This is a genomic window from Phytobacter massiliensis JC163 (assembly GCF_000321045.1).
Taxonomy (GTDB): Bacteria; Pseudomonadota; Gammaproteobacteria; order Enterobacterales; family Enterobacteriaceae; genus Phytobacter_A; species Phytobacter_A massiliensis.
Window position 1 is genome coordinate 360,001 of the sequence record NZ_HE578946.1, and the last position, 19,211, is coordinate 379,211.

Here is a 19,211-nt window from a genome sequence, read left to right on the forward strand (position 1 = left end):
CCCAGCGAGTTGAGCGCCACGGCGGGGGCCAGTTCGCTCTTATCCACCAGATCCGGCACGATCGCCTGAAACGGCGGCGAACTCATGGCAGCCCCGGCGCTTAATAAAAAGGCGGCGACAAGCAGCACCGCGGGCGTCACCATGCCTGCAAGGGAGAGCAGCGTCAGACCGGCGGCGGCAATAAAGACCCACAGCTGGGAAAAGAGCAGGTATTTCCGGCGGTCAACGATATCCGCCATCACCCCGGAGGGGAGGGCGAAAAGAAACATCGGCAGGCTGCTCGCCGCCTGCACCAGCGCGACGGCTAGCGGATCGGCGCTCAGGGTCAGCATGGTCCAGTTCACGCCGACATCGTTCATCCATGAGCCGATGTTAGAGACCACCGTCGCTATCCACAGCATGCGGAAAACCGGCTGGCGCAGCGGCTGCCAGGAGGAGGCTGCCGCCGGAGCAGCGGTCGCTAACGCGGCCTGCGCTGTCGCCGCGTGAACATCATTGACTTGCGCCATGCCGGAACTCCCGTTTATCCGCCATGCCCACGCGCCATCTGCCCGGCCCGGTTAAAGCAATGGTGGTGAAGATAATTAACAGTAGCCAGCCAAACTGTCCTTCGGCAATGCTCCACTGCGGATGAACCGCCAGCATCGCCACCAGCAGCACGCCGATAATGGGCAGGCAGGCCAGCCGCGTTCCGATGCCGAGGATAATAAACAGCGGGCAGACCACTTCCGCCAGAATGGCGGGCAGCAGGCTCATCCACGGGCCGAACCCAAAAGGATCTTCGATCCGCGCCAGCTCTTCGTTAAAGTGCAGCACCTTCGGCAGGCCGTGTACGTAAAGCAGTAACAGGCTGCAGGTCAGGCGCAGGAAGAGCAGCCCCGCGTCGATACGGGGCAACAGCTGAGTTGAATGGCGCATAGGCTAAAACGCAAAGCAGCTGCAGCCGAACGCGCCCCAGAAGGCGTTATCGTCTGAAACCGGAACACACGCGCGGCGCGCCGCATCGTGCTGATGGCTGTGAACCGCGCACGGGCCGCTGCAATGGTGCGCGGCGGACATCCCCACGCGGTTTGGCTGTGGCGGCGCGCTGCGGTAGTGCCCCGGCACGGTGACCACCGGCGACCACTCCGGCAGCACCGGGATGGCGGGCGGGGCTTCGGAACTGAAACCGCCTGCGGCATAGACAATGTTGCCGTCAACCACCGTCAGCACCGACTCGATGCCTTTGATCTCCTCCTCCGGCACCCGGAAATAGTCTTTGCTGAGCACCGCAAGATCCGCCAGCTGTCCCGCTTTGATCTGCCCTTTTTTGCCCTGCTCGCTGGAGAACCAGGCGCTGCCCTGGGTCCACAACATCAGCGCGGTATCGCGGTCGAGGCGTGTGTTAACGTCATACATCTGCATGCCGCCCACGGTACGCCCGGAGACCAGCCAGTAGAGGGCGGTCCACGGGTTATAGCTGGCGACGCGGGTGGCGTCGGTGCCAAGTCCCACCGGCACGCCCGTTTCCAGCATCTTTGCCACCGGCGGCGTGTGGCGTACCGCCTCTATGCCGTAACGTTCGGCAAAATATTCTCCCTGGAAGGCCATCCGGTGCTGCACGGCAATGCCGCCGCCCAGCGCCTTGATACGGTCGATATTCTGCTGGCTAACGGTTTCCGCGTGGTCGAAGAACCAGTGCAGGCCGTTGAACGGGATCTCACGGTTGACCTTCTCAAAGACATCGAGCATTCGGCTAATCGATTCGTTATAGGTGGCGTGCAGGCGAAACGGCCAGCGATGCTCCACCAGATGGCGCACCACACGTTCCAGTTCGTCTTCCATGCCGGGCGCCAGGTCCGGGCGCGGCTCCAGAAAGTCTTCGAAATCGGCGGCGGAAAAGACCAGCATCTCCCCTGCGCCGTTGTGGCGGAAGAAGTCGCTGCCCTGGCCCGGCGTCAGCATATCGGTCCACTTCTCAAAGTCTTCCAGCTCGTGGCCCGGGCGCTGGGTAAAGAGGTTGTAGGCAATACGCACCGTCATCTGCTTGTTGGCGTGCAGTTCATTGATGATGTCGTAATCTTCCGGGTAGTTCTGGAAGCCGCCGCCCGCATCAATGGCGCTGGTCAGCCCCAGGCGGTTCAGCTCGCGCATAAACTGGCGGGTAGAGTTGATCTGCTGCTCCAGCGGCAGCTTCGGCCCTTTCGCCAGCGTCGCGTAGAGGATCATGGCGTTTGGACGGGCAATCAGCATGCCGGTCGGGTTGCCGTTGGCGTCGCGCTGGATCTCGCCCCCCGGCGGGTTGGGGGTCTCTTTGGTATAGCCCACCACCCGCAGCGCCGCGCGGTTGAGCAGGGCGCGGTCGTAAAGATGAAGAATAAATACCGGGGTATCCGGCGCGGCCTCGTTAATTTCATCCAGCGTCGGCATTCTGCGTTCGGCGAACTGGAACTCGCTCCAGCCGCCCACCACGCGTACCCACTGGGGCGACGGGGTGCGCAGCGCCTGCTCTTTCAACATGCGTAGCGCGTCTGCCAGCGACGGCACCCCTTCCCAGCGTAGCTCAAGGTTGTAGTTCAGCCCGCCGCGGATCAGGTGCAGGTGGGAGTCGTTAAGCCCCGGAATAGCGGTGCTGCCTTTCAGATCCACCACTTTGCTACCTTCGCTGTGGTACTCCATCACTTCGGCATTTGTGCCCACCGCGAGAAATTTACCGTCGCGGATTGCCACCGCTTCGGCGAGAGGGTTTTCCCTGTCGACCGTATGAAATTTACCGTTGAGTAAAATCAGCTCCGCTTTACCGAGCGAGACCATAAATCCTCCTGTCTGAGACTTTCCGGCCGGGCGTAACGCCGCCGGATGCAAGATGGACGCTCCGTCAACACAGAGCGGTGAACTGGGGGGATTATGGTAAGCAGGCGAAAACGGCGTCTAGTTATACGAAGGTATACCTATACGAACGTATAGTTATACACAAAGATAATAGTTCTCATTTTTAACTGACCTTACTATCCGCTCCGACAGCAGAGTCCGGGACGGCCTCCAGGCCGCGGTTACATCCGCTTTTGCGCCGCGATATCCTCGCCGTGTGAATCTCCCGGTCACTGTAAGAAAAGCGTCCGCTTTTCGCGGATCTGGTAACTTAACGATGATGGGAATTCCTATGACCAACTCCAGACTTGAAGTACTGACCCCTGAAAACTGCCAGTTGATTTTTATCGATCAGCAGCCCCAGATGGCCTTTGGCGTACAGTCTATTGACCGCCAGGTGCTGAAAAACAATGTGGTTGGCCTGGCGAAAGCGGCGAAAGTCTTCAACATTCCGACCACCATCACCACGGTTGAAACTGAGAGCTTCTCCGGCAACACCTTCCCCGAGCTGCTGGATGTCTTCCCGGAACACGATATCCTTGAGCGCACCTCCATGAACTCCTGGGATGACCAGAAAGTGCGTGACGCGCTGGCGAAAAACGGTAAGAAGAAAGTCGTGGTTTCCGGCCTGTGGACAGAAGTGTGCAACAACACCTTTGCCCTCTGCGCCATGCTGGAAGGGGACTATGAAATTTATATGGTCGCCGACGCCTCGGGCGGCACCTCGAAAGAAGCGCACGACTTTGCCATGCAGCGCATGATTCAGGCGGGCGTCATTCCGGTGACCTGGCAGCAGGTTCTGCTGGAGTGGCAGCGCGACTGGGCGCACAAAGAGACCTACAACGCGGTGATGGATATCGTTAAAGAACACTCCGGAGCCTACGGTATGGGCGTTGATTATGCCTACACCATGGTGCATAAAGCGCCGGCGCGTGCCAAAGGCAACCATCGCACGCTGGCGCCGTTACCGGCCAATAAATAATCTGCGCGGGCTGGATACCCGGCCCGTTCAGCACCCTTTACGGGAGAAAACGATGAGCACAGAGCTTCTTTCGCTGGGCGCAGGCGTAGCGATCGGTCTGGTTTATGCGTTGTTGAAGGTTCGCTCGCCCGCGCCGCCCGCCATCGCGCTGGTCGGCCTGCTCGGTATGCTGGCAGGCGAGCAGCTGGTGGTCGCTCTGAGCGAGCGCAACGCATCGCCGACCGCGGCGGTATCGTCCCACAGCGCCGTCCCCTCTCCGCACCGCTATACAGAGGCGGGATAATCATGTTGAAATCCTGGTTTGTTTCCCTGGCGACCGGCCTGCTGGCGGGTATCATTTACGGCGCGATGAATGTCCATTCACCCGCGCCGCCGGTTATCGCGCTGCTGGGGCTGTTCGGCATGCTGGTTGGCGAGCAGCTTATACCCCTTGCCCGCCGTCTTCTGCGGCGTGAGCCGGTGACGATGGCATGGTTTCGCCATGAGTGCGTGCCCAAAATCAGCGGCATGCCGCCCCCTGACGGTAAAGACGTAACTTAGGCGCGTGGCTCACCCTGGGTGAGAGAGGAGTCCGGCATGACGCTGTCATCGCGCATTGTCATTATTGATGATGAACGTTCCGTCCGTAGCGGATTAAGCAACCTGCTGCAGTCGGAGGGGTATGAGACAGACGCTTTTGAGTCCGCCGAGGCGTTTCTCGCTAATGAAACCGCGCTGGCGGATGCGTCGCTGCTTATTGTTGATATCAGGCTAAAGGGGATGAGCGGCCTTGAACTCTATCGGCGGGTTACGCAGCGCGCCGCGCTGCCGATCATTTTGATCTCCGGTCATGAGGAAGAAAGTCTGCCGGGCTATGTTCAGGACATTGGGCCGGTCATATTGCTGCGTAAGCCCATTAATATCGACACCTTGCTGGATCACATCCGCCGCCAACTCTATGCATGAGGAGCATTGATGAGCGAAAAACTTTCTGCCGCCGGAAAAATGATGAATGGCGACATCGTTACCCTGACCGATGACATCATCTTCACGCTTCTGACGCAGGAAGGCGGTATCGCCTGGACGCTCTGTCAGCCGCTGCACTCCGACAGCAGCTTTATTCTTGCCAGCGCGGCGGTGACCGGCGACGAGGCGGCATTCCAGACCACGCAGCGGCTGAAAAATGAATTCTCCCTGCGTGACCGGCTTAGCCGTTCTTGGGCTATCGGGCCGGTAAGCTGCACCAGCTACCACGGCCACTACGCGCTGGTCTATACGCCGTTTTCCTTCCGCACGCTGGCGCAAGTCAGCCCGCTGCGGGGGCGCGGCATGGCCGATTTTCTCTCGCTGGCCATTCGCCTGTGCGCGCCATTGCGCCAGATGCATGCGCTGGGGATGATCCACAGCGATATCAAACCCGGCCATTTTTTTATAGGCCCTGACGGTAGCTATCGGCTTGGGGGCTTTGGCCTGGCGACGCTTATCGCAGAGGCCGCCAGCCCCGGACGACCGGCGTTGCCGGGCGGCACGCTGGCTTACATGTCGCCGGAGCATACTGCCCGCACGCCGGATAGCGTAGACAGCCGCAGCGATCTCTACAGCCTTGGTATTGTTCTGTATGAATTGTTAACCGGCGAACTGCCCTTTGTCGTGAGCGAGGGCGGCCAGGCGGAGTGGGCGCATCACCATATTGCCTCTGCTCCCCGCCCCCCTGGCCGGGTGCGGTCCGGGGTGTCGCCGATGCTATCGGATATTATCCTCCGCCTGCTGGAAAAGTCGCCGGAGAGCCGCTATCAGACGGTAGAGGGGCTGGTGGCCGATCTGCGCCGTTGTCAGGCGACGCTGACGAAAAAGGGCGCGATTGCCGCGTTTATTCCAGGTTTGCAGGACCGGGTATCGTCGCGCCTGCAGACGGAGCCGCTCTTTCTGGAGCACCCGCAGCAGCATCAGCTGCTGGCGGCCTTCGACCGGGTAGCGGAAAGCGGAACGCATGCGCTGGTCACCATTAGCGGGCCGCCGGGGAGCGGTAAATCTTCGCTTATCGCTTCGGCGTTAAAAAAACTGCAGCGCCGTCGGGCGCTGTTGGCCGTCAGTAAAGCCGACCAGTATTCACCGGTACTGCCTTATACGGTGATCTCTTCAGCTTTTCGCGCATTGGCGCTCTGGGTTCTGGGGCTGGAAGCGGATGATGTGGCAGCCTGGAAAACGCGGCTGGCTCAAATGCCTGACCTGGATGCCGCGCTGGCGGTCAGGCTGGTGCCGGAACTGGGGCTATTGCTGGATTCGCCGTCCCTTGCCGGGGTAGATACCCGCTCTGCGGACTCCCGGATGCGTTTCAACCTGATGGCGCGTCGGCTGGTTGAAGCCTTCGCCACGCCTGATTGCCCGCTGGTGCTGTTGATCGACGATATCCAGTGGATAGACCAGGCCAGCCTGCACCTGTTAAAGCACCTTATCAGCAGCAGCGAGTCGTTGCCGTTGTTGATCGTTGTCTCATGGCCCGATCCCGATGGTTTTCCCGCCAGCGGCGAGCCGCCTCTGTTGCCGAAGCTGCGCGCCGGGGCGAGTTATGTCCTTGAGCTACGTCCTGAACCGCTTAGCGTTAAAGGCCTGTCGCGCTGGCTGGCGGAACTGTTACAGACGCGGGCCGCGGGGCTTGGGGAGCTGGCGGCCCTCATCCATGAAAAAACCGGCGGTAACCCGCTGTTCAGCCATGAGTTTTTGCAGCGCATCGTTAAAGACGGGCTGCTGGCGCACAGCCCACAGCATGGCAAATGGCACTATGACGTCGCGGCGATTCGCGCCCGCGACTACACGGAAAATGTCGCCAGTCTGGTGCTGCGCCAGCTTGCGGAAATGCCGCCGCCCACGCGAAAACTGCTGGGGTGTCTGGCCTGCGTCGGCGGAACCGGTAAACCCGTGCTGTTAAGTCAGCTGCTGGAAATCGCCCCGCAGCGGCTCTACGAGCAGCTGCAGCCCGCCGTCGCCGCCCGCCTGATAGCCCTTAATGACGATCACTACACCTTTACCCACGATCGGTTGCACAACGCGGCGCAAACCCTGCTGCAACCGGCGGAGGTGAGGCGGCTCAATATCGCCGCCGCCCGGCACTTTACCGGGGCGGCGGAGCAGGATGACAGTAACGAAAATCTGTTTCTGGCGGTTCATGCTATCGCCTGCGTCAGCGACAGCATCCGTTGCCTGCCCGACTGCGACCGGTATCGGGCCACTGCCCGGCTTGCCGCCCAGCGCGCCCGGCTAACCGGGGATTACGTATCGGCGGTTCGCTATCTGCAGACGGCCAGGCAGTTAATTGGCGAGGCGCAGAACTGCGAGGCTGAGGAGCGTTTTGCTCTTGATTTCGAAGAGGCGGAGTGCGAGTTTCTGCAGGGTAACTTGCCGGGCGCGCTGACCCTTTGCCATCAGCTCATGAGCATGCCCGGCAGCCTGCGGCAAAAGGCGATGGTTGCCTGCATGATGGCGGAGTTGCATATGCGGCAGGCGGATATGTATCTTGCCCTCGAAACCGCGCTGGCCTGGCTTGCGGTTTTTGGCATTCATTTCAGCCGCGACCCGAATGATGCGGATTGCCAGCAGGCCCGGCAGGCTATCGAGGCGCAAATAGGGGAGAGCCCGGCGGCGCGTTTCGGCGCGCTCGGGGTGATTGAGGATCGGGAGGCGGAGGCGATGATGAGCCTGTTGCTTAGCGCCAGCATGTTCGCCGCCTTTGTCTCGCCGCGCCTGCATTTTCTTATTCTGTGCCGGATTATGCAGATGACGCTGGATCACGGCCTTTGCGGGGCGTCTACCGCGGCGCTTGCCTGGTATGGGGTGCTGATCGGACGGCGCTTTGACGCCTGCGAGCAGGGCTATGGCTATGCGCTTCTCGGACGGGATTTAGTCACCCGCCATCATTTCACCCATTTTATTGGCCGCACGCTGCTGGCGGTCGATCTTGCCAGCGCGTGGACGCAGCCCATCAGCGTGGCGGTGGATCACGCCAGGAGCTGCTTTAAGGCGGCAAATGAGCATGGGGATCTTACCGTCGCCTGCTTTATCATCCGGCATCAGACGATGAACCGCCTGACGCGCGGCGATCATCTGGATGATGTCATGACCACCATTGAAGGCGGGCTGAGCTTTATCCGCAAGCTGCGTTTCCCGGATGTAGAGATCCTGCTGCTGATCCAGCGGCTGTATATCAACTATCTGCGCAACCCCGGGACGGGCAAGTTTACCGGGCATCAGCTCTATTCTGAGTCGATGCTGAACAACGGCGGCAAACAGGTAAGCCAGCCGATTCCACTCACGGTCTTCTGGTTCTGGCTCTACCGGGGCATGGCGCACTTTATGGCCGGGGAGTATGCGGATGCATCGCGCTGCCTGGCGCAGGCCGCGCCGCTGGCGGGAATGGTGCCGGGCTATGTCCATTTAATGGATTACCACTTTTTTAGCGCGCTCGCGCTGGCGCTTACCCTGACCCCGGCGAGCATTACCCCGCAACAGCGGGAAACGCTGGCGGCGCATCATGCGGCGCTTGCCCGCTGGGCCGGGCATAATCCCGCTACCTTCGCCGATAAAGCCGCGCTGGTACGCGCCGAGATGGCACGGCTGGATAGAGATAACGAACTGGCGCTCTCCCGCTATGAGCAGGCCATTGCGCTCTCCGGCGAGGCGGAGTTCCATCCGGTGAATGGGCTGGCCTGCGAACTGGCGGGGCGCTTCGCCAGAGCATCGGGCTGGCATGTCGCCGCCGAAGGCTATATCCGCAACGCTTTTGCCGCCTGGCGGCGCTGGGGGGCGGTGGCGAAACTGCGCCAGCTTGAGCGGTTGTACCCGCATCTGACGCCGTGCGGGCAGCGCTCGCCTTATGACACCATCACCTTTGCCCAGAACGAAGCCGTTCATGATCTGGAGAGTATGTTGCGGGCAGTGCGCGCCATGACCGAAGAGATTAACCTCGACCGACTGGTTCACACGCTAATGACCATACTGCTGGAGCGGGCGGGGGCGCAGCGCGGACTGCTGATTCGTATACTCGATAATACCACCCCGGAAACGCAGGCCTGCGCGGAAACCACCTCGGCCGGGGTCAACGTGCGGATGGTCAAAGAGCGCCCAACCGCCGCCGATATGCCGCTCTCGGTGCTGACGGCGGTCATGCGAACGGGGCAGGAGATTCGCATCAGCAAGCCGGAACTGTTCAGCCCCTTTAGCCAGGATCCCTATCTGGTCGCTTCCGGCGCGGCGGTCATGTGCGTGCCGATGCATAAACAGGGCAAGCTGGTGGGGGTGCTCTACCTTGAAAACCGCGTTATGCCGGAGATCTTTACCGCTGAACACTCCCGCATCGTCAGGATGCTGGCAGCCCAGGCGGCGGTGTCGCTGGAGACCGCCCGCCTGTACGCCGAACTGGTAGAGGAGAACGTGCAGCGTCGGCGGGCGGAAAAAGAGCTGCGGGCCAGCCAGACGTCGTTGATGCTGGGGGAAAAAATCAGCAATACCGGCACCTGGCGCTGGGAGTTGGAACAGGATTTGATGTTTGTCTCCGATGAATATGCCCGTATTCTCGGCCTGCCGGAAACGCAGCGTACTATCTCGATGGCCGACTTTCTGACCCTCGTCCATCCGGAAGATTTCCAGCGCATTCATACGCTGGTCGTCGATAGCGTGCGCAATGGCGTCTCGATGCGCGCCGAGTTCCGCATTTTCCGCCCCGATGGCGACTGCCGTTATATTTTGGGGGTGGGCAACCCGGTAGGGTATGAGGCGAATGTCGCCGAGTATTTTGGCGTGATCACCGATATCACCGCTCGCCGCCAGTCGGAGGATGTGGTCCGCGCGGCGCAGGCCGATCTGGCACGCGTATCCCGTGCGACGACTGTCGGCCAGCTTACCGCCTCTATCGCCCATGAGATTAACCAGCCGCTGATGTCGATTGTTGCCAATGCCGGCGCCAGCCTGCGCTGGCTCAACCGCGAACCGCCTGCGCTGGTCAACGCGCGTAATAGCCTCGAAGAGATCATCAGTGAAGGCGAACGCGCCGGAAATATTATTCGCGGGTTGCAGGCGCTGACCCGCAATCAGACCACCAGCTGTTCGCGTATCAACCTGCATCATCTGGTGTGCCATATTGTGGCGCTGTCACGCAGTGAGCTGGAACGACAGCAGATAGCGCTTTACTACCAGCTTAACGCGGAGGATGCCTTTATCTTCGCCGACAGCGTGCAGATACAGCAGGTGTTACTCAACCTGATCGTCAACGCCATTGATGCGATGGAGAGTATCCACGATCGCCCGCTGATCCTGACCGTCAGCTCAGAGAACCCGTCGCCGGGGGTAATAAGCATGGCGATTGCCGATACCGGTGTCGGCCTGAGCCCGCAGGTGCAGGCCCGGCTGTTCGACTCTTTCTACACCACCAAGGAACACGGCATGGGGATGGGGCTGAGCATCAGCTACGGCATTATTGAGAAGCACGGCGGTAAACTGATGGCTGAACCCTGCGGTGATGGCAGCGTCTTCACCTTTACGCTGCCCACCCACGGCGACGAAGGCTAGGGCAGCCGGTCACCGGCTGCGGGTTTTTTGAATATTCAGCCGGTCGGCGGCCCGTACCAGGTCGGTCAGCGAGCGGACTTCCATTTTCTCCATCACCCGCTTTTTATGCACTTTGGCCGTGATTTCGCTGACGCCCATCTCCGTGGCGATCTGCTTATTCAGCAGGCCGCCAATCGCCAGCTGGAACACTTCTTTTTCCCGCGGCGTCAGCGAGTCGTAGCGGGTGGTCAACGTCTGCATCTGTTGCGACTCGCCGCAGATTTTTTCCGCCAGCTTTAGCGCCCCGGCTACGGCCTGTAGCAGCAGGCCCGGCACGGCGGGTTTGGTCATAAATTCATAGGCGCCCGCCTTCATTGCCTTCACCGAAAGCGGGATAGTGCCGAAGCCGGTCAGGAAAATCACCGGCATCATATGGCCAAGCCGCGATAACGCCTCGGTGACGTCAAAGCCGCTGGCCTCAGGCATGTTCATGTCCAGAATCAGGCAGCCCGGTCGAGCCGGAAAAGGGTGGGATAAAAACGCGCGTGCGGAGGGAAAGTCGGCGACCTGATAATCTTCCGCCATCAGCAAACTGACCAGCGCCTGCCTGACGGAGTTATCGTCATCTACAACGTAAACAATGTGATCCATGGGTGATCCTGATTATTAACGTGTATGCCCGCAGTGGACCGCCGTGCCTGGAGAGGAGTATCTGGTTGTTCCTTTGCATTACAGCGACATACATATATTTCACGAATGAATAACTGGATATTAACATAACAATTATCATTTTCATGTTTCAAATGAAAATAATAAAAACGCATAGATTATGTGCGGGGGGCGCTAAGGCGGGGAATGATGCGGCGCGCCTGCGCCGCATCCGGGACAAGGAAAATTAGTCGCGCGAGCCAATCTCACGCAGCGGGCGACCTTTCATCAGGTTACGCTCGATGTGTTCCAGAGAGATATGTTTGGTTTCCGGAACCAGCCACAGCGTCAGCAGGATAAACAGGACGTTCAGGCCGGCATAGACCCAAAAGGTGTTGGCGTTGCCCAGCGTATCCAGCATGGTGAGGAAGGTTGCGCCAACAATCATATTGGCAATCCAGTTGGTGGCTGTGGAGCAGGTGATACCGAAATCACGCCCTTTCAGCGGCTGGATTTCGGAGCACAGTACCCAAATCACCGGCCCAGCGCTCATCGCAAAGCCCACGATAAACATCAATAGCATAGCGACGGCGAAATACTGCGCCGTGGTAGAGTGAATGCCCAGGTGCAGCATCGTACCCAGAATCCCCATACCGGCTGCCATCACCAGGAAGCCAAGCACCAGCGTTGGTTTACGCCCCCAGCGGTCAACAATACCGATAGCGATAAAGGTGGCCAGCACGTTAGCCAGGCCGACAATCACCGTGCCCCACATCTGTTCAGTGGTGTTGCTGTAACCCGCCAGTTCAAAGATTTTCGGCGCGTAGTACATGATGACGTTCATCCCGGTGAACTGCTGCATCACCTGCAACAGGACGCCAAGAAACACGGCGCGACGGAAGTTTTTGTTGTCCTTAAACAATGCCCAGCCGGTCTGTTTGACCTTCAGGCTTTCGCGGATCTCTTCCAGTTCGTTCTTCGCCTCTGCGCTGGTGTCGCGCAGACGCATCAGCACCCGCTCCGCATCATGGAAACGGCGTTTGGCTGCATACCAGCGCGGGCTGTCCGGCAGGAAGAAGACGCCAATCAGCAGCAGGATCGCCGGGATCACGATAACCCCCAGCATCCAGCGCCACGCGCCGCTGTAACTGAATGCGGTGTCAGACAGATAAGCGCCAAGAATACCGATGGTGATCATCAGCTGATACATAGAGATCATACTGCCGCGAATTTTTTCCGGGGCGATCTCAGAGAGATAAAGCGGAGCGGTGTAGGAGGCGATACCTACCGCTAAACCGAGAATAACGCGCGACAGGATCAGCACTTCGACGTTCGGCGCGGCGGCGGAGCAGAGCGAGCCAATGACGAACAGCACTGCGCCAATCATCAGGCTTTTTTTACGCCCGAGACGCCAGGAGAGCCAGCCGCTACCCACTGCGCCAACGGCGGCGCCAAACATCATGGAGCTGACCACCCACTCCTGGGTGTGAGAATCAATTTTGAAATCATCGGTGATGAAGGGCAGCGCCCCTGCGATGACGCCGATATCCAGGCCAAACAGTAACCCTGCCAGTGCTGCGAGGAAGCAGACAAAAAAGGTCATCGCCTTGTTTGAATGTCCCTGTTTTTTATTGTCAGGCATGATGCCCTCCATTTCTATTATCAGTTTTTGCGATGGTAAACGTAGGTGAATGCTGCGCGGTTTTTTGTGATAAAGATCACGTCAGTGTAATCGGTTACATCGACGTCAAAACGAACCGGCAAAGAAAACTGATAAATATTATAGATATAAGTGAGAGCGGCGGGAGCAGCAGAGGGGAGTTTCAGACTAAACCGAAAGGGTGATGTAACAATGTATTGTTGCTTCACGCAGGATGGGTAATAAGCGGCGTAGATACCGACAAGGCTGGAATGTAATCGCTTTCAGCAAGCTATTGAAAACACTTTAAAAGTTTAGTCGATTTTTGTAAAAACGCAGCGACCGTTCGGGATTCCCGGGTGCGCTGCGCTTACCCGGGCTACTTGACCTGTAGCCCGGATAAGGCAACGCCGCATCCGGGAACCCAGCTCTGAATTATTTCAGGCCGGCAGCATCGCGCAGCTGGGCCGCTTTGTCGGTTTTTTCCCACGGGAAGGATTCACGACCAAAGTGACCATAAGCAGCGGTTTGCTTATAGATCGGGTGCAGCAGATCCAGCATCTGAATCAGGCCATACGGACGCAGGTCGAAGAACTCGCGCACCAGCAGGGTCAGCTGCTCGGTTGGCACCTTCTCAGTACCGAAGGTTTCCACCATGATAGAGGTCGGTTCAGCGACGCCGATAGCGTAAGAGACCTGAATTTCACAGCGGTCAGCCAGGCCTGCGGCAACGATGTTTTTCGCAACGTAGCGGGCAGCGTAAGCCGCAGAGCGGTCAACTTTCGACGGATCTTTACCGGAGAACGCGCCGCCGCCGTGACGGGCCATGCCGCCGTAAGTGTCGACGATGATTTTACGCCCGGTCAGGCCGCAGTCGCCCATCGGGCCGCCGATAACGAAACGGCCGGTCGGGTTAATAAAGAATTTAGTGGCGCTGTTCAGCCATTCGGTCGGCAGAATCGGTTTGATGATCTCTTCCATCACCGCTTCCTGCAGGGATTTCTGATCGATATCCTCAGCATGCTGGGTGGAGAGAACAACCGCGTCGATGCCAACGATTTTACCGTCGTCGTACTGGAACGTGACCTGGCTTTTCGCATCCGGGCGCAGCCACGGCAGGGTGCCGTTTTTACGCACTTCTGCCTGACGCTCTACCAGACGGTGGGCGTAGGTGATCGGCGCAGGCATCAGCACGTCGGTTTCGTTGGTGGCGTAGCCAAACATCAGGCCCTGGTCGCCCGCGCCCTGTTCCAGCGGATCGGCACGGTCAACGCCCTGGTTGATGTCCGGTGACTGTTTACCAATTGCGCTCAGCACGGCGCAGGAGTTGGCGTCAAAGCCCATGTCAGAATGCACATAGCCAATCTCACGCACGGTGTTACGGGTAATCTCTTCGATATCTACCCATGCGCTGGTGGTGATCTCGCCGCCTACCAGCACCATGCCGGTTTTGACGTAGGTTTCACAGGCAACGCGCGCTTTCGGATCCTGTTCAAGGATCGCGTCCAGCACGGCGTCGGAGATTTGGTCAGCAATTTTGTCAGGATGCCCTTCTGAAACGGACTCAGACGTAAAAAGGTGTTTTGCCATGTTTAATTTTCACCCTGGAATAATACGGTTGGCTCAAGCAGTGTGTCAGGATGCCTGGCGGTAGGTTCCGCGAGGAGTGCAGGTAGCGACACGGGCTGTCTAAGTGTTAATCAGTATAGATGGATTAACATCTGGATGGCTATTCTAGGTCACTTCTTGACCCCATTGCCAGCGTTTTTTGCGGTCGCCGCCATTCTGACTGAATTGGTTACAGAAATTTTCCCTGTGGGTGCCGTAAAGATGATTTTTTTATTTTGCATTTCGCGCTGGTTGTCGGTATAAAACGCCGCGCGCGGCTCATATAAAAAAGCGCACGGGGTTTCTCGTGTCGCCACTTCCAGCCGGGTTGAGGATATTAAGACTTTGGCTTATCGCAGGTCGTAAGGCGTGCGTGGAGGTGATACGAGATAATGAACCGTCGTTCTGTAGAGCATTCGTCGCGTCGTTCTGATGCGCTTTCTTTCCCCACACCCCGCAAATCTATTCTGCACACCTGCCGATGTTATACCCATTTCGGCGCTTCTCAGGACTCACGGGCCGGTACGGCGCAGTGACAACTGAACAAGGGCGCTCCTGATTTACAGGAGTTTTCTCGTGGTTTCGCCGAACCGTCATACTTAAGTTCGGTTACGTGTTTTACAATGAGATGAACAAGAAACCGGTCGCGCAGTCGGTATCCCAGTCTTTTGTGCTGGAAAGCCAGGCTGTTTATGGGTTGTTATCGCAAAGTTACGCTGCGATAGTAGTTGACTGTCTTACACTTAATACTTTTGAGGTTCGCTATGTCTGACGACATGTCTATGGGTTTGCCTTCGTCAGCGGGCGAACAGGGTGTACTACGCTCCATGCAGGAGGTTGCAATGAGCTCCCAGGAAGCCAGCAAGATGCTGCGTACTTACAATATTGCCTGGTGGGGCAATAACTACTACGACGTCAACGAACTGGGCCACATCAGCGTTTGCCCGGATCCGGATGTCCCGGAAGCCCGCGTCGACCTGGCGCAACTGGTGAAAGCGCGTGAGGCGCAGGGCCAACGCCTGCCTGCGCTGTTCTGCTTTCCGCAGATCCTGCAACATCGCCTGCGCTCCATTAACGCCGCCTTCAAGCGCGCGCGTGAATCGTATGGTTATAACGGCGACTACTTCCTCGTTTACCCCATCAAGGTAAACCAGCACCGTCGCGTGATTGAATCGCTGATCCACTCCGGCGAACCGCTGGGGCTGGAAGCCGGTTCCAAAGCCGAACTGATGGCCGTGCTGGCCCACGCGGGGATGACCCGTTCAGTGATCGTCTGTAACGGCTATAAAGACCGCGAATATATTCGCCTGGCCTTAATCGGCGAGAAGATGGGCCACAAGGTGTACCTGGTCATCGAGAAGATGTCCGAAGTGGCCATCGTGCTGGAAGAGGCCGAGCGGCTGAATGTGGTCCCGCGTCTTGGCGTGCGTGCCCGTCTGGCCTCGCAGGGCTCTGGTAAATGGCAATCCTCCGGCGGCGAAAAGTCTAAATTCGGCCTCGCGGCGACCCAGGTGCTGCAACTGGTAGAGATCCTGCGTGAACGCGGGCGTCTGGACAGCATCCAGCTGCTGCACTTCCACCTGGGTTCGCAGATGGCGAACATTCGTGATATCGCCACCGGCGTACGCGAATCGGCGCGTTTCTACGTTGAACTGCATAAACTTGGCGTCAATATCCAGTGCTTCGACGTGGGCGGCGGCCTGGGCGTGGACTATGAAGGTACGCGCTCGCAGTCCGACTGCTCCGTCAACTACGGCCTGAACGAGTACGCTAATAACATTATCTGGGCGATTGGCGACGCCTGCGAAGAGCACGGTCTGCCGCACCCGACGGTGATCACCGAGTCTGGCCGCGCGGTGACCGCGCACCATACCGTGCTGGTGTCGAATATTATCGGCGTGGAGCGCAGCGAAACCACCGAGGCGACGCCGCCTGCCGACGATGCGCCCCGCGCCCTGCAAAATATGTGGGAAACCTGGCAGGAGATGCATCAGCCGGGCACCCGCCGTTCGCTGCGCGAATGGCTGCACGACAGCCAGATGGATCTGCACGATATTCACGTTGGCTACTCCTCCGGCAGCTTTAGCCTGCAGGAGCGCGCGTGGGCCGAGCAGCTCTATCTGAACATGTGCCACGAAGTGCAGAAACAGCTCGACCCGAGCAACCGCGCCCACCGGCCGATTATCGACGAATTGCAGGAGCGGATGGCGGACAAAATGTACGTCAACTTCTCGCTGTTCCAGTCGATGCCGGACGCCTGGGGTATCGATCAGCTGTTCCCGGTCCTGCCGCTGGAAGGGCTGGATCAGGCGCCCGAGCGCCGCGCGGTGCTGCTGGATATCACCTGTGACTCCGATGGCGCTATCGACCATTACGTGGACGGCGACGGTATCGCCACCACCATGCCGATGCCGGAGTACGACCCCGAGAACCCGCCGATGCTGGGCTTCTTTATGGTAGGGGCATATCAGGAGATCCTCGGCAACATGCATAACCTGTTCGGCGATACCGAAGCGGTTGACGTGTTTGTCTTCCCGGATGGCAGCGTTGAAGTGGAGCTCTCTGACGAAGGGGACACCGTGGCGGACATGCTGCAATATGTTCAGCTCGACCCCAAAACGCTGCTGGTGCAGTTCCGCGATCAGGTGAAACAAACCGGGCTGGATGATGCCCTGCAGCAGCAGTTCCTTGAAGAGTTTGAGGCGGGGCTGTACGGGTATACTTACCTGGAAGATGAATAACCTTCCGGCGCAGGTAAATCCTGTGGCGGGGGCGTAACGCCGGGCTCTCGCCTATACTTTGCCCTGACCGGCAGAATTTATGGCGACATTTGGTTACGCACGCCACATAACGCAAAAGAACCTTCCGTGCCGGGACAACCGCAGCGGGAGGTTTTTTTACCACGACAGCTATCAGGAGGTCGCTTTATGAGCACGCTGGGACATCAGTACGACAACTCTCTTGTCTCTAACGCCTTCGGTTTTCTCCGCCTGCCGTTGCACTTTGAACCCTGGGATAGCGACGCTGAATGGGTCATCACCGGTATTCCTTTTGATATGGCGACCTCAGGCCGCCCCGGCAGTCGCCTGGGGCCGGGGGCGATTCGCCAGATTTCCACCCACCTGGCGTGGGAGCATCACCGTTTTCCCTGGCAGTTTGATATGCGCGAACGGCTGCGGGTCGTGGACTGCGGCGACCTGGTCTACGCCTTCGGCGATGCCCGCGAAATGAGCGAAAAATTGCAGGCCCATGCTGAAATGCTGCTGGCGGCAGGCAAGCGGCTGCTCTCTTTTGGCGGCGACCATTACGTTACCCTGCCGCTGCTGCGCGCTTATGCCAAACATTTCGGCAAGATGGCGCTGGTGCATTTCGACGCCCACACTGACACCTACTCTAACGGCTGTGAGTTTGACCACGGCACCATGTTTTACACCGCGCCAAAAGAGGGGCTAATTGACCCTGCGCACTCGGTGCAGATAGGGATTCGTACCGAATTCAGCCCGGCGGACGGATTTGCGGTGCTGGATGCCTGCCAGGTTAACGATCGCCGCGTTGAGGATATTATGGCCGAGGTGAAAGCAAGGGTAGGGGATCTGCCCGTCTACCTGACCTTCGATATCGACTGCCTCGATCCGGCCTTTGCGCCGGGAACCGGGACGCCGGTTATCGGCGGTCTCACCTCCGATCGGGCGCTGAAACTGCTGCGCGGCCTTAAGGATCTGAATATTGTGGGGATGGATCTGGTGGAGGTCTCGCCTGCTTACGACCAGTCGGATATTACCGCGCTGGCTGCGGCGACGCTGGCGCTGGAGATGCTCTATATTCAGGCGGCGAAGAAGGGCGCTTAACGGGTTGCCCCGATAAGCGCAGCGCATCGGGGATGCGGCTGCCTTATCGGAGCCCGGCAAATCGCGTTATTTAATGCCGTCTGCCGCCATACGCTCCCGAATATGTTGCGCACGTTCGGCGGAGGCCGGGTGATCGTCAAACATGGAGCTTTGACGCCCCTGCTCCAGCTTCGCCAGCTTCTCAAAGCTGGTGGCTAACCCGGCCGGGCTGATACCGCGTTTGCGCAACAGGTCGTAGGAGTAGTCATCCGCTTCGGCTTCCTGACGCTGGGAGAACTGCGAGTTCACCAGTTTTTCCCCAAGATCGCCCAGCTGCGACTGGGACAGGCTGCCCACCACGCCACCGGCGGATGCTGCCGCCGCGCGCACCGCGTTAGTGCCCAGCGCCACCTGCATACCGCGCTTGACGTGACCCAGCGCAACGTGGCCCATCTCGTGGCCGATAACCGCTTCCACTTCGTTATCGTTCATCATATCCATCAGGCCGCTGTAGACGCGAATACAGCCGTTCGCCATTGCGAAAGCATTCACATCCTTCTCAACATACACTTTGTAGTTCACCGGCTGGCCGTTGATATTGTCGCCCAGCGCGGCGGCGATTTTATCAAGACGCTGGCTGTAGGGGCTGCTGGCAGGGGCGATGGTCGCCTTGCTGTCCTGCTGCTTACAGGCTTCGTCACTCAGGCTTTTGACCTGTGCGTCACTCAGCGAATAGGCCTGATAAGCCTCCGCGCCTGAGCTAAGAAAGCCGTTTGAATCCATATTCTGGCAGCCTGCCAGAAGGGCTGCTGTTCCCAGAGCGAGCATAGCCGGGCGAATTTTCATTTCTTATCTTCCACGCAGGTTAAATCATTATTCTGATAGTGCCCCGATACAGACGAACCGGGGGCCAGAGGTAAGTATAAAGAACAGAACGAGCGGCGGGCGAGCCTCTTGCGCAACATGCGAGCAGCTTCCAGAGATTTCTTAATCGCCAAAAGGATGCTCCATGTACATGTTTTGTCGCTTGGGTTACATTGTTGGCACTTTTTTCCGGCGTAGCCCAAAACGCGCTGTCGTCAAGTCGTTACGGGCATGGCCTTCAACAGTCCGATCTGGAGTCAAAATGTCCTCACGT

16 protein-coding genes are annotated in these 19,211 nt (G+C 58.7%); 9 read left to right on the forward strand and 7 right to left on the reverse strand.

Annotated features, from left to right (window positions below; translation table 11 throughout):
- From ENTHG_RS12145 to ENTHG_RS12155, 3 genes are all read right to left on the reverse strand, one after another.
- Window positions 1-509: MFS transporter (locus tag ENTHG_RS12145; RefSeq protein WP_044180024.1), on the reverse strand; the 509-nt coding region annotated here is incomplete at its 3' end.
- Window positions 493-918 carry a DoxX family protein gene (locus ENTHG_RS12150; RefSeq protein ID WP_044180026.1) on the reverse strand — a complete coding sequence of 142 codons (426 nt, stop codon included), beginning with the start codon at window positions 916-918 and terminating at the stop codon, window positions 493-495. The genes ENTHG_RS12145 and ENTHG_RS12150, both read right to left, overlap by 17 nt.
- Before the next feature lie 3 nt (window positions 919-921).
- Window positions 922-2,793, reverse strand: a complete 1,872-nt coding sequence (locus tag ENTHG_RS12155; RefSeq protein WP_044180028.1) for an amidohydrolase — start codon at window positions 2,791-2,793, stop codon at window positions 922-924.
- A 349-nt stretch (window positions 2,794-3,142) separates the two neighbouring features.
- On the opposite strand from ENTHG_RS12155, the gene ENTHG_RS12160 reads away from it, so the two are divergent.
- Genes ENTHG_RS12160 through ENTHG_RS12180 form a run of 5 tightly spaced genes read left to right on the forward strand, consistent with a single transcriptional unit; the run spans window position 3,143 to window position 10,372 of the window.
- Window positions 3,143-3,832 (forward strand): hydrolase, encoded by a 690-nt coding sequence (locus ENTHG_RS12160; RefSeq protein ID WP_044180030.1) that lies wholly within the window; start codon window positions 3,143-3,145, stop codon window positions 3,830-3,832.
- A 52-nt stretch (window positions 3,833-3,884) separates the two neighbouring features.
- Window positions 3,885-4,115, forward strand: coding sequence for a DUF1427 family protein (locus ENTHG_RS12165; RefSeq protein ID WP_044180031.1), 231 nt, complete (start codon window positions 3,885-3,887; stop codon window positions 4,113-4,115).
- 2 nt (window positions 4,116-4,117) lie between these two features.
- A complete protein-coding gene (locus ENTHG_RS12170) occupies window positions 4,118-4,372 on the forward strand; it encodes a XapX domain-containing protein (protein WP_044180033.1) in 255 nt (84 codons plus the stop codon).
- Window positions 4,373-4,408: 36 nt separating this feature from the next.
- Window positions 4,409-4,777, forward strand: a complete 369-nt coding sequence (locus ENTHG_RS12175) for a response regulator (RefSeq protein WP_044180035.1) — start codon at window positions 4,409-4,411, stop codon at window positions 4,775-4,777.
- A gap of 9 nt (window positions 4,778-4,786) precedes the next feature.
- Complete coding sequence (locus ENTHG_RS12180; protein ID WP_044180037.1) at window positions 4,787-10,372, forward strand: ATP-binding sensor histidine kinase; 5,586 nt, start codon at window positions 4,787-4,789, stop codon at window positions 10,370-10,372.
- A 9-nt stretch (window positions 10,373-10,381) separates the two neighbouring features.
- Here ENTHG_RS12180 and ENTHG_RS12185 read toward each other — a convergent pair whose 3' ends face one another.
- The 3 genes from ENTHG_RS12185 to metK form a co-directional block, all read right to left on the reverse strand.
- A complete protein-coding gene (locus ENTHG_RS12185) occupies window positions 10,382-11,002 on the reverse strand; it encodes a response regulator transcription factor (protein ID WP_044180040.1) in 621 nt (206 codons plus the stop codon).
- 244 nt (window positions 11,003-11,246) lie between these two features.
- Window positions 11,247-12,641 (reverse strand): sugar porter family MFS transporter, encoded by a 1,395-nt coding sequence (locus ENTHG_RS12190; RefSeq protein ID WP_044180042.1) that lies wholly within the window; start codon window positions 12,639-12,641, stop codon window positions 11,247-11,249.
- Between the two features lie 432 nt (window positions 12,642-13,073).
- Window positions 13,074-14,228, reverse strand: coding sequence for a methionine adenosyltransferase (metK, locus tag ENTHG_RS12195; protein ID WP_044180044.1), 1,155 nt, complete (start codon window positions 14,226-14,228; stop codon window positions 13,074-13,076).
- A gap of 410 nt (window positions 14,229-14,638) precedes the next feature.
- On the opposite strand from metK, the gene ENTHG_RS26430 reads away from it, so the two are divergent.
- From ENTHG_RS26430 to speB, 4 genes are all read left to right on the forward strand, one after another.
- Window positions 14,639-14,782: a hypothetical protein gene (locus ENTHG_RS26430; protein WP_421957768.1), complete on the forward strand. Its 144-nt coding sequence runs from the start codon at window positions 14,639-14,641 to the stop codon at window positions 14,780-14,782.
- A 92-nt stretch (window positions 14,783-14,874) separates the two neighbouring features.
- Window positions 14,875-15,018: an acid stress response protein YqgB gene (gene yqgB, locus ENTHG_RS25085; protein ID WP_145973667.1), complete on the forward strand. Its 144-nt coding sequence runs from the start codon at window positions 14,875-14,877 to the stop codon at window positions 15,016-15,018.
- Complete coding sequence (speA, locus tag ENTHG_RS12205; protein ID WP_044180048.1) at window positions 15,011-16,987, forward strand: biosynthetic arginine decarboxylase; 1,977 nt, start codon at window positions 15,011-15,013, stop codon at window positions 16,985-16,987. The genes yqgB and speA overlap by 8 nt, the downstream gene beginning before the upstream one ends.
- Window positions 16,988-17,173: 186 nt before the next feature.
- Entirely contained in the window at window positions 17,174-18,094 is a 921-nt protein-coding gene (speB, locus tag ENTHG_RS12210) for an agmatinase (protein ID WP_044180050.1), read from the forward strand.
- Window positions 18,095-18,160: 66 nt separating this feature from the next.
- Here the strand turns inward: speB and loiP are convergent, their stop codons facing one another.
- Complete coding sequence (loiP, locus tag ENTHG_RS12215) at window positions 18,161-18,919, reverse strand: metalloprotease LoiP (RefSeq protein WP_044180052.1); 759 nt, start codon at window positions 18,917-18,919, stop codon at window positions 18,161-18,163.
- Window positions 18,920-19,211 lie beyond the last annotated feature (292 nt).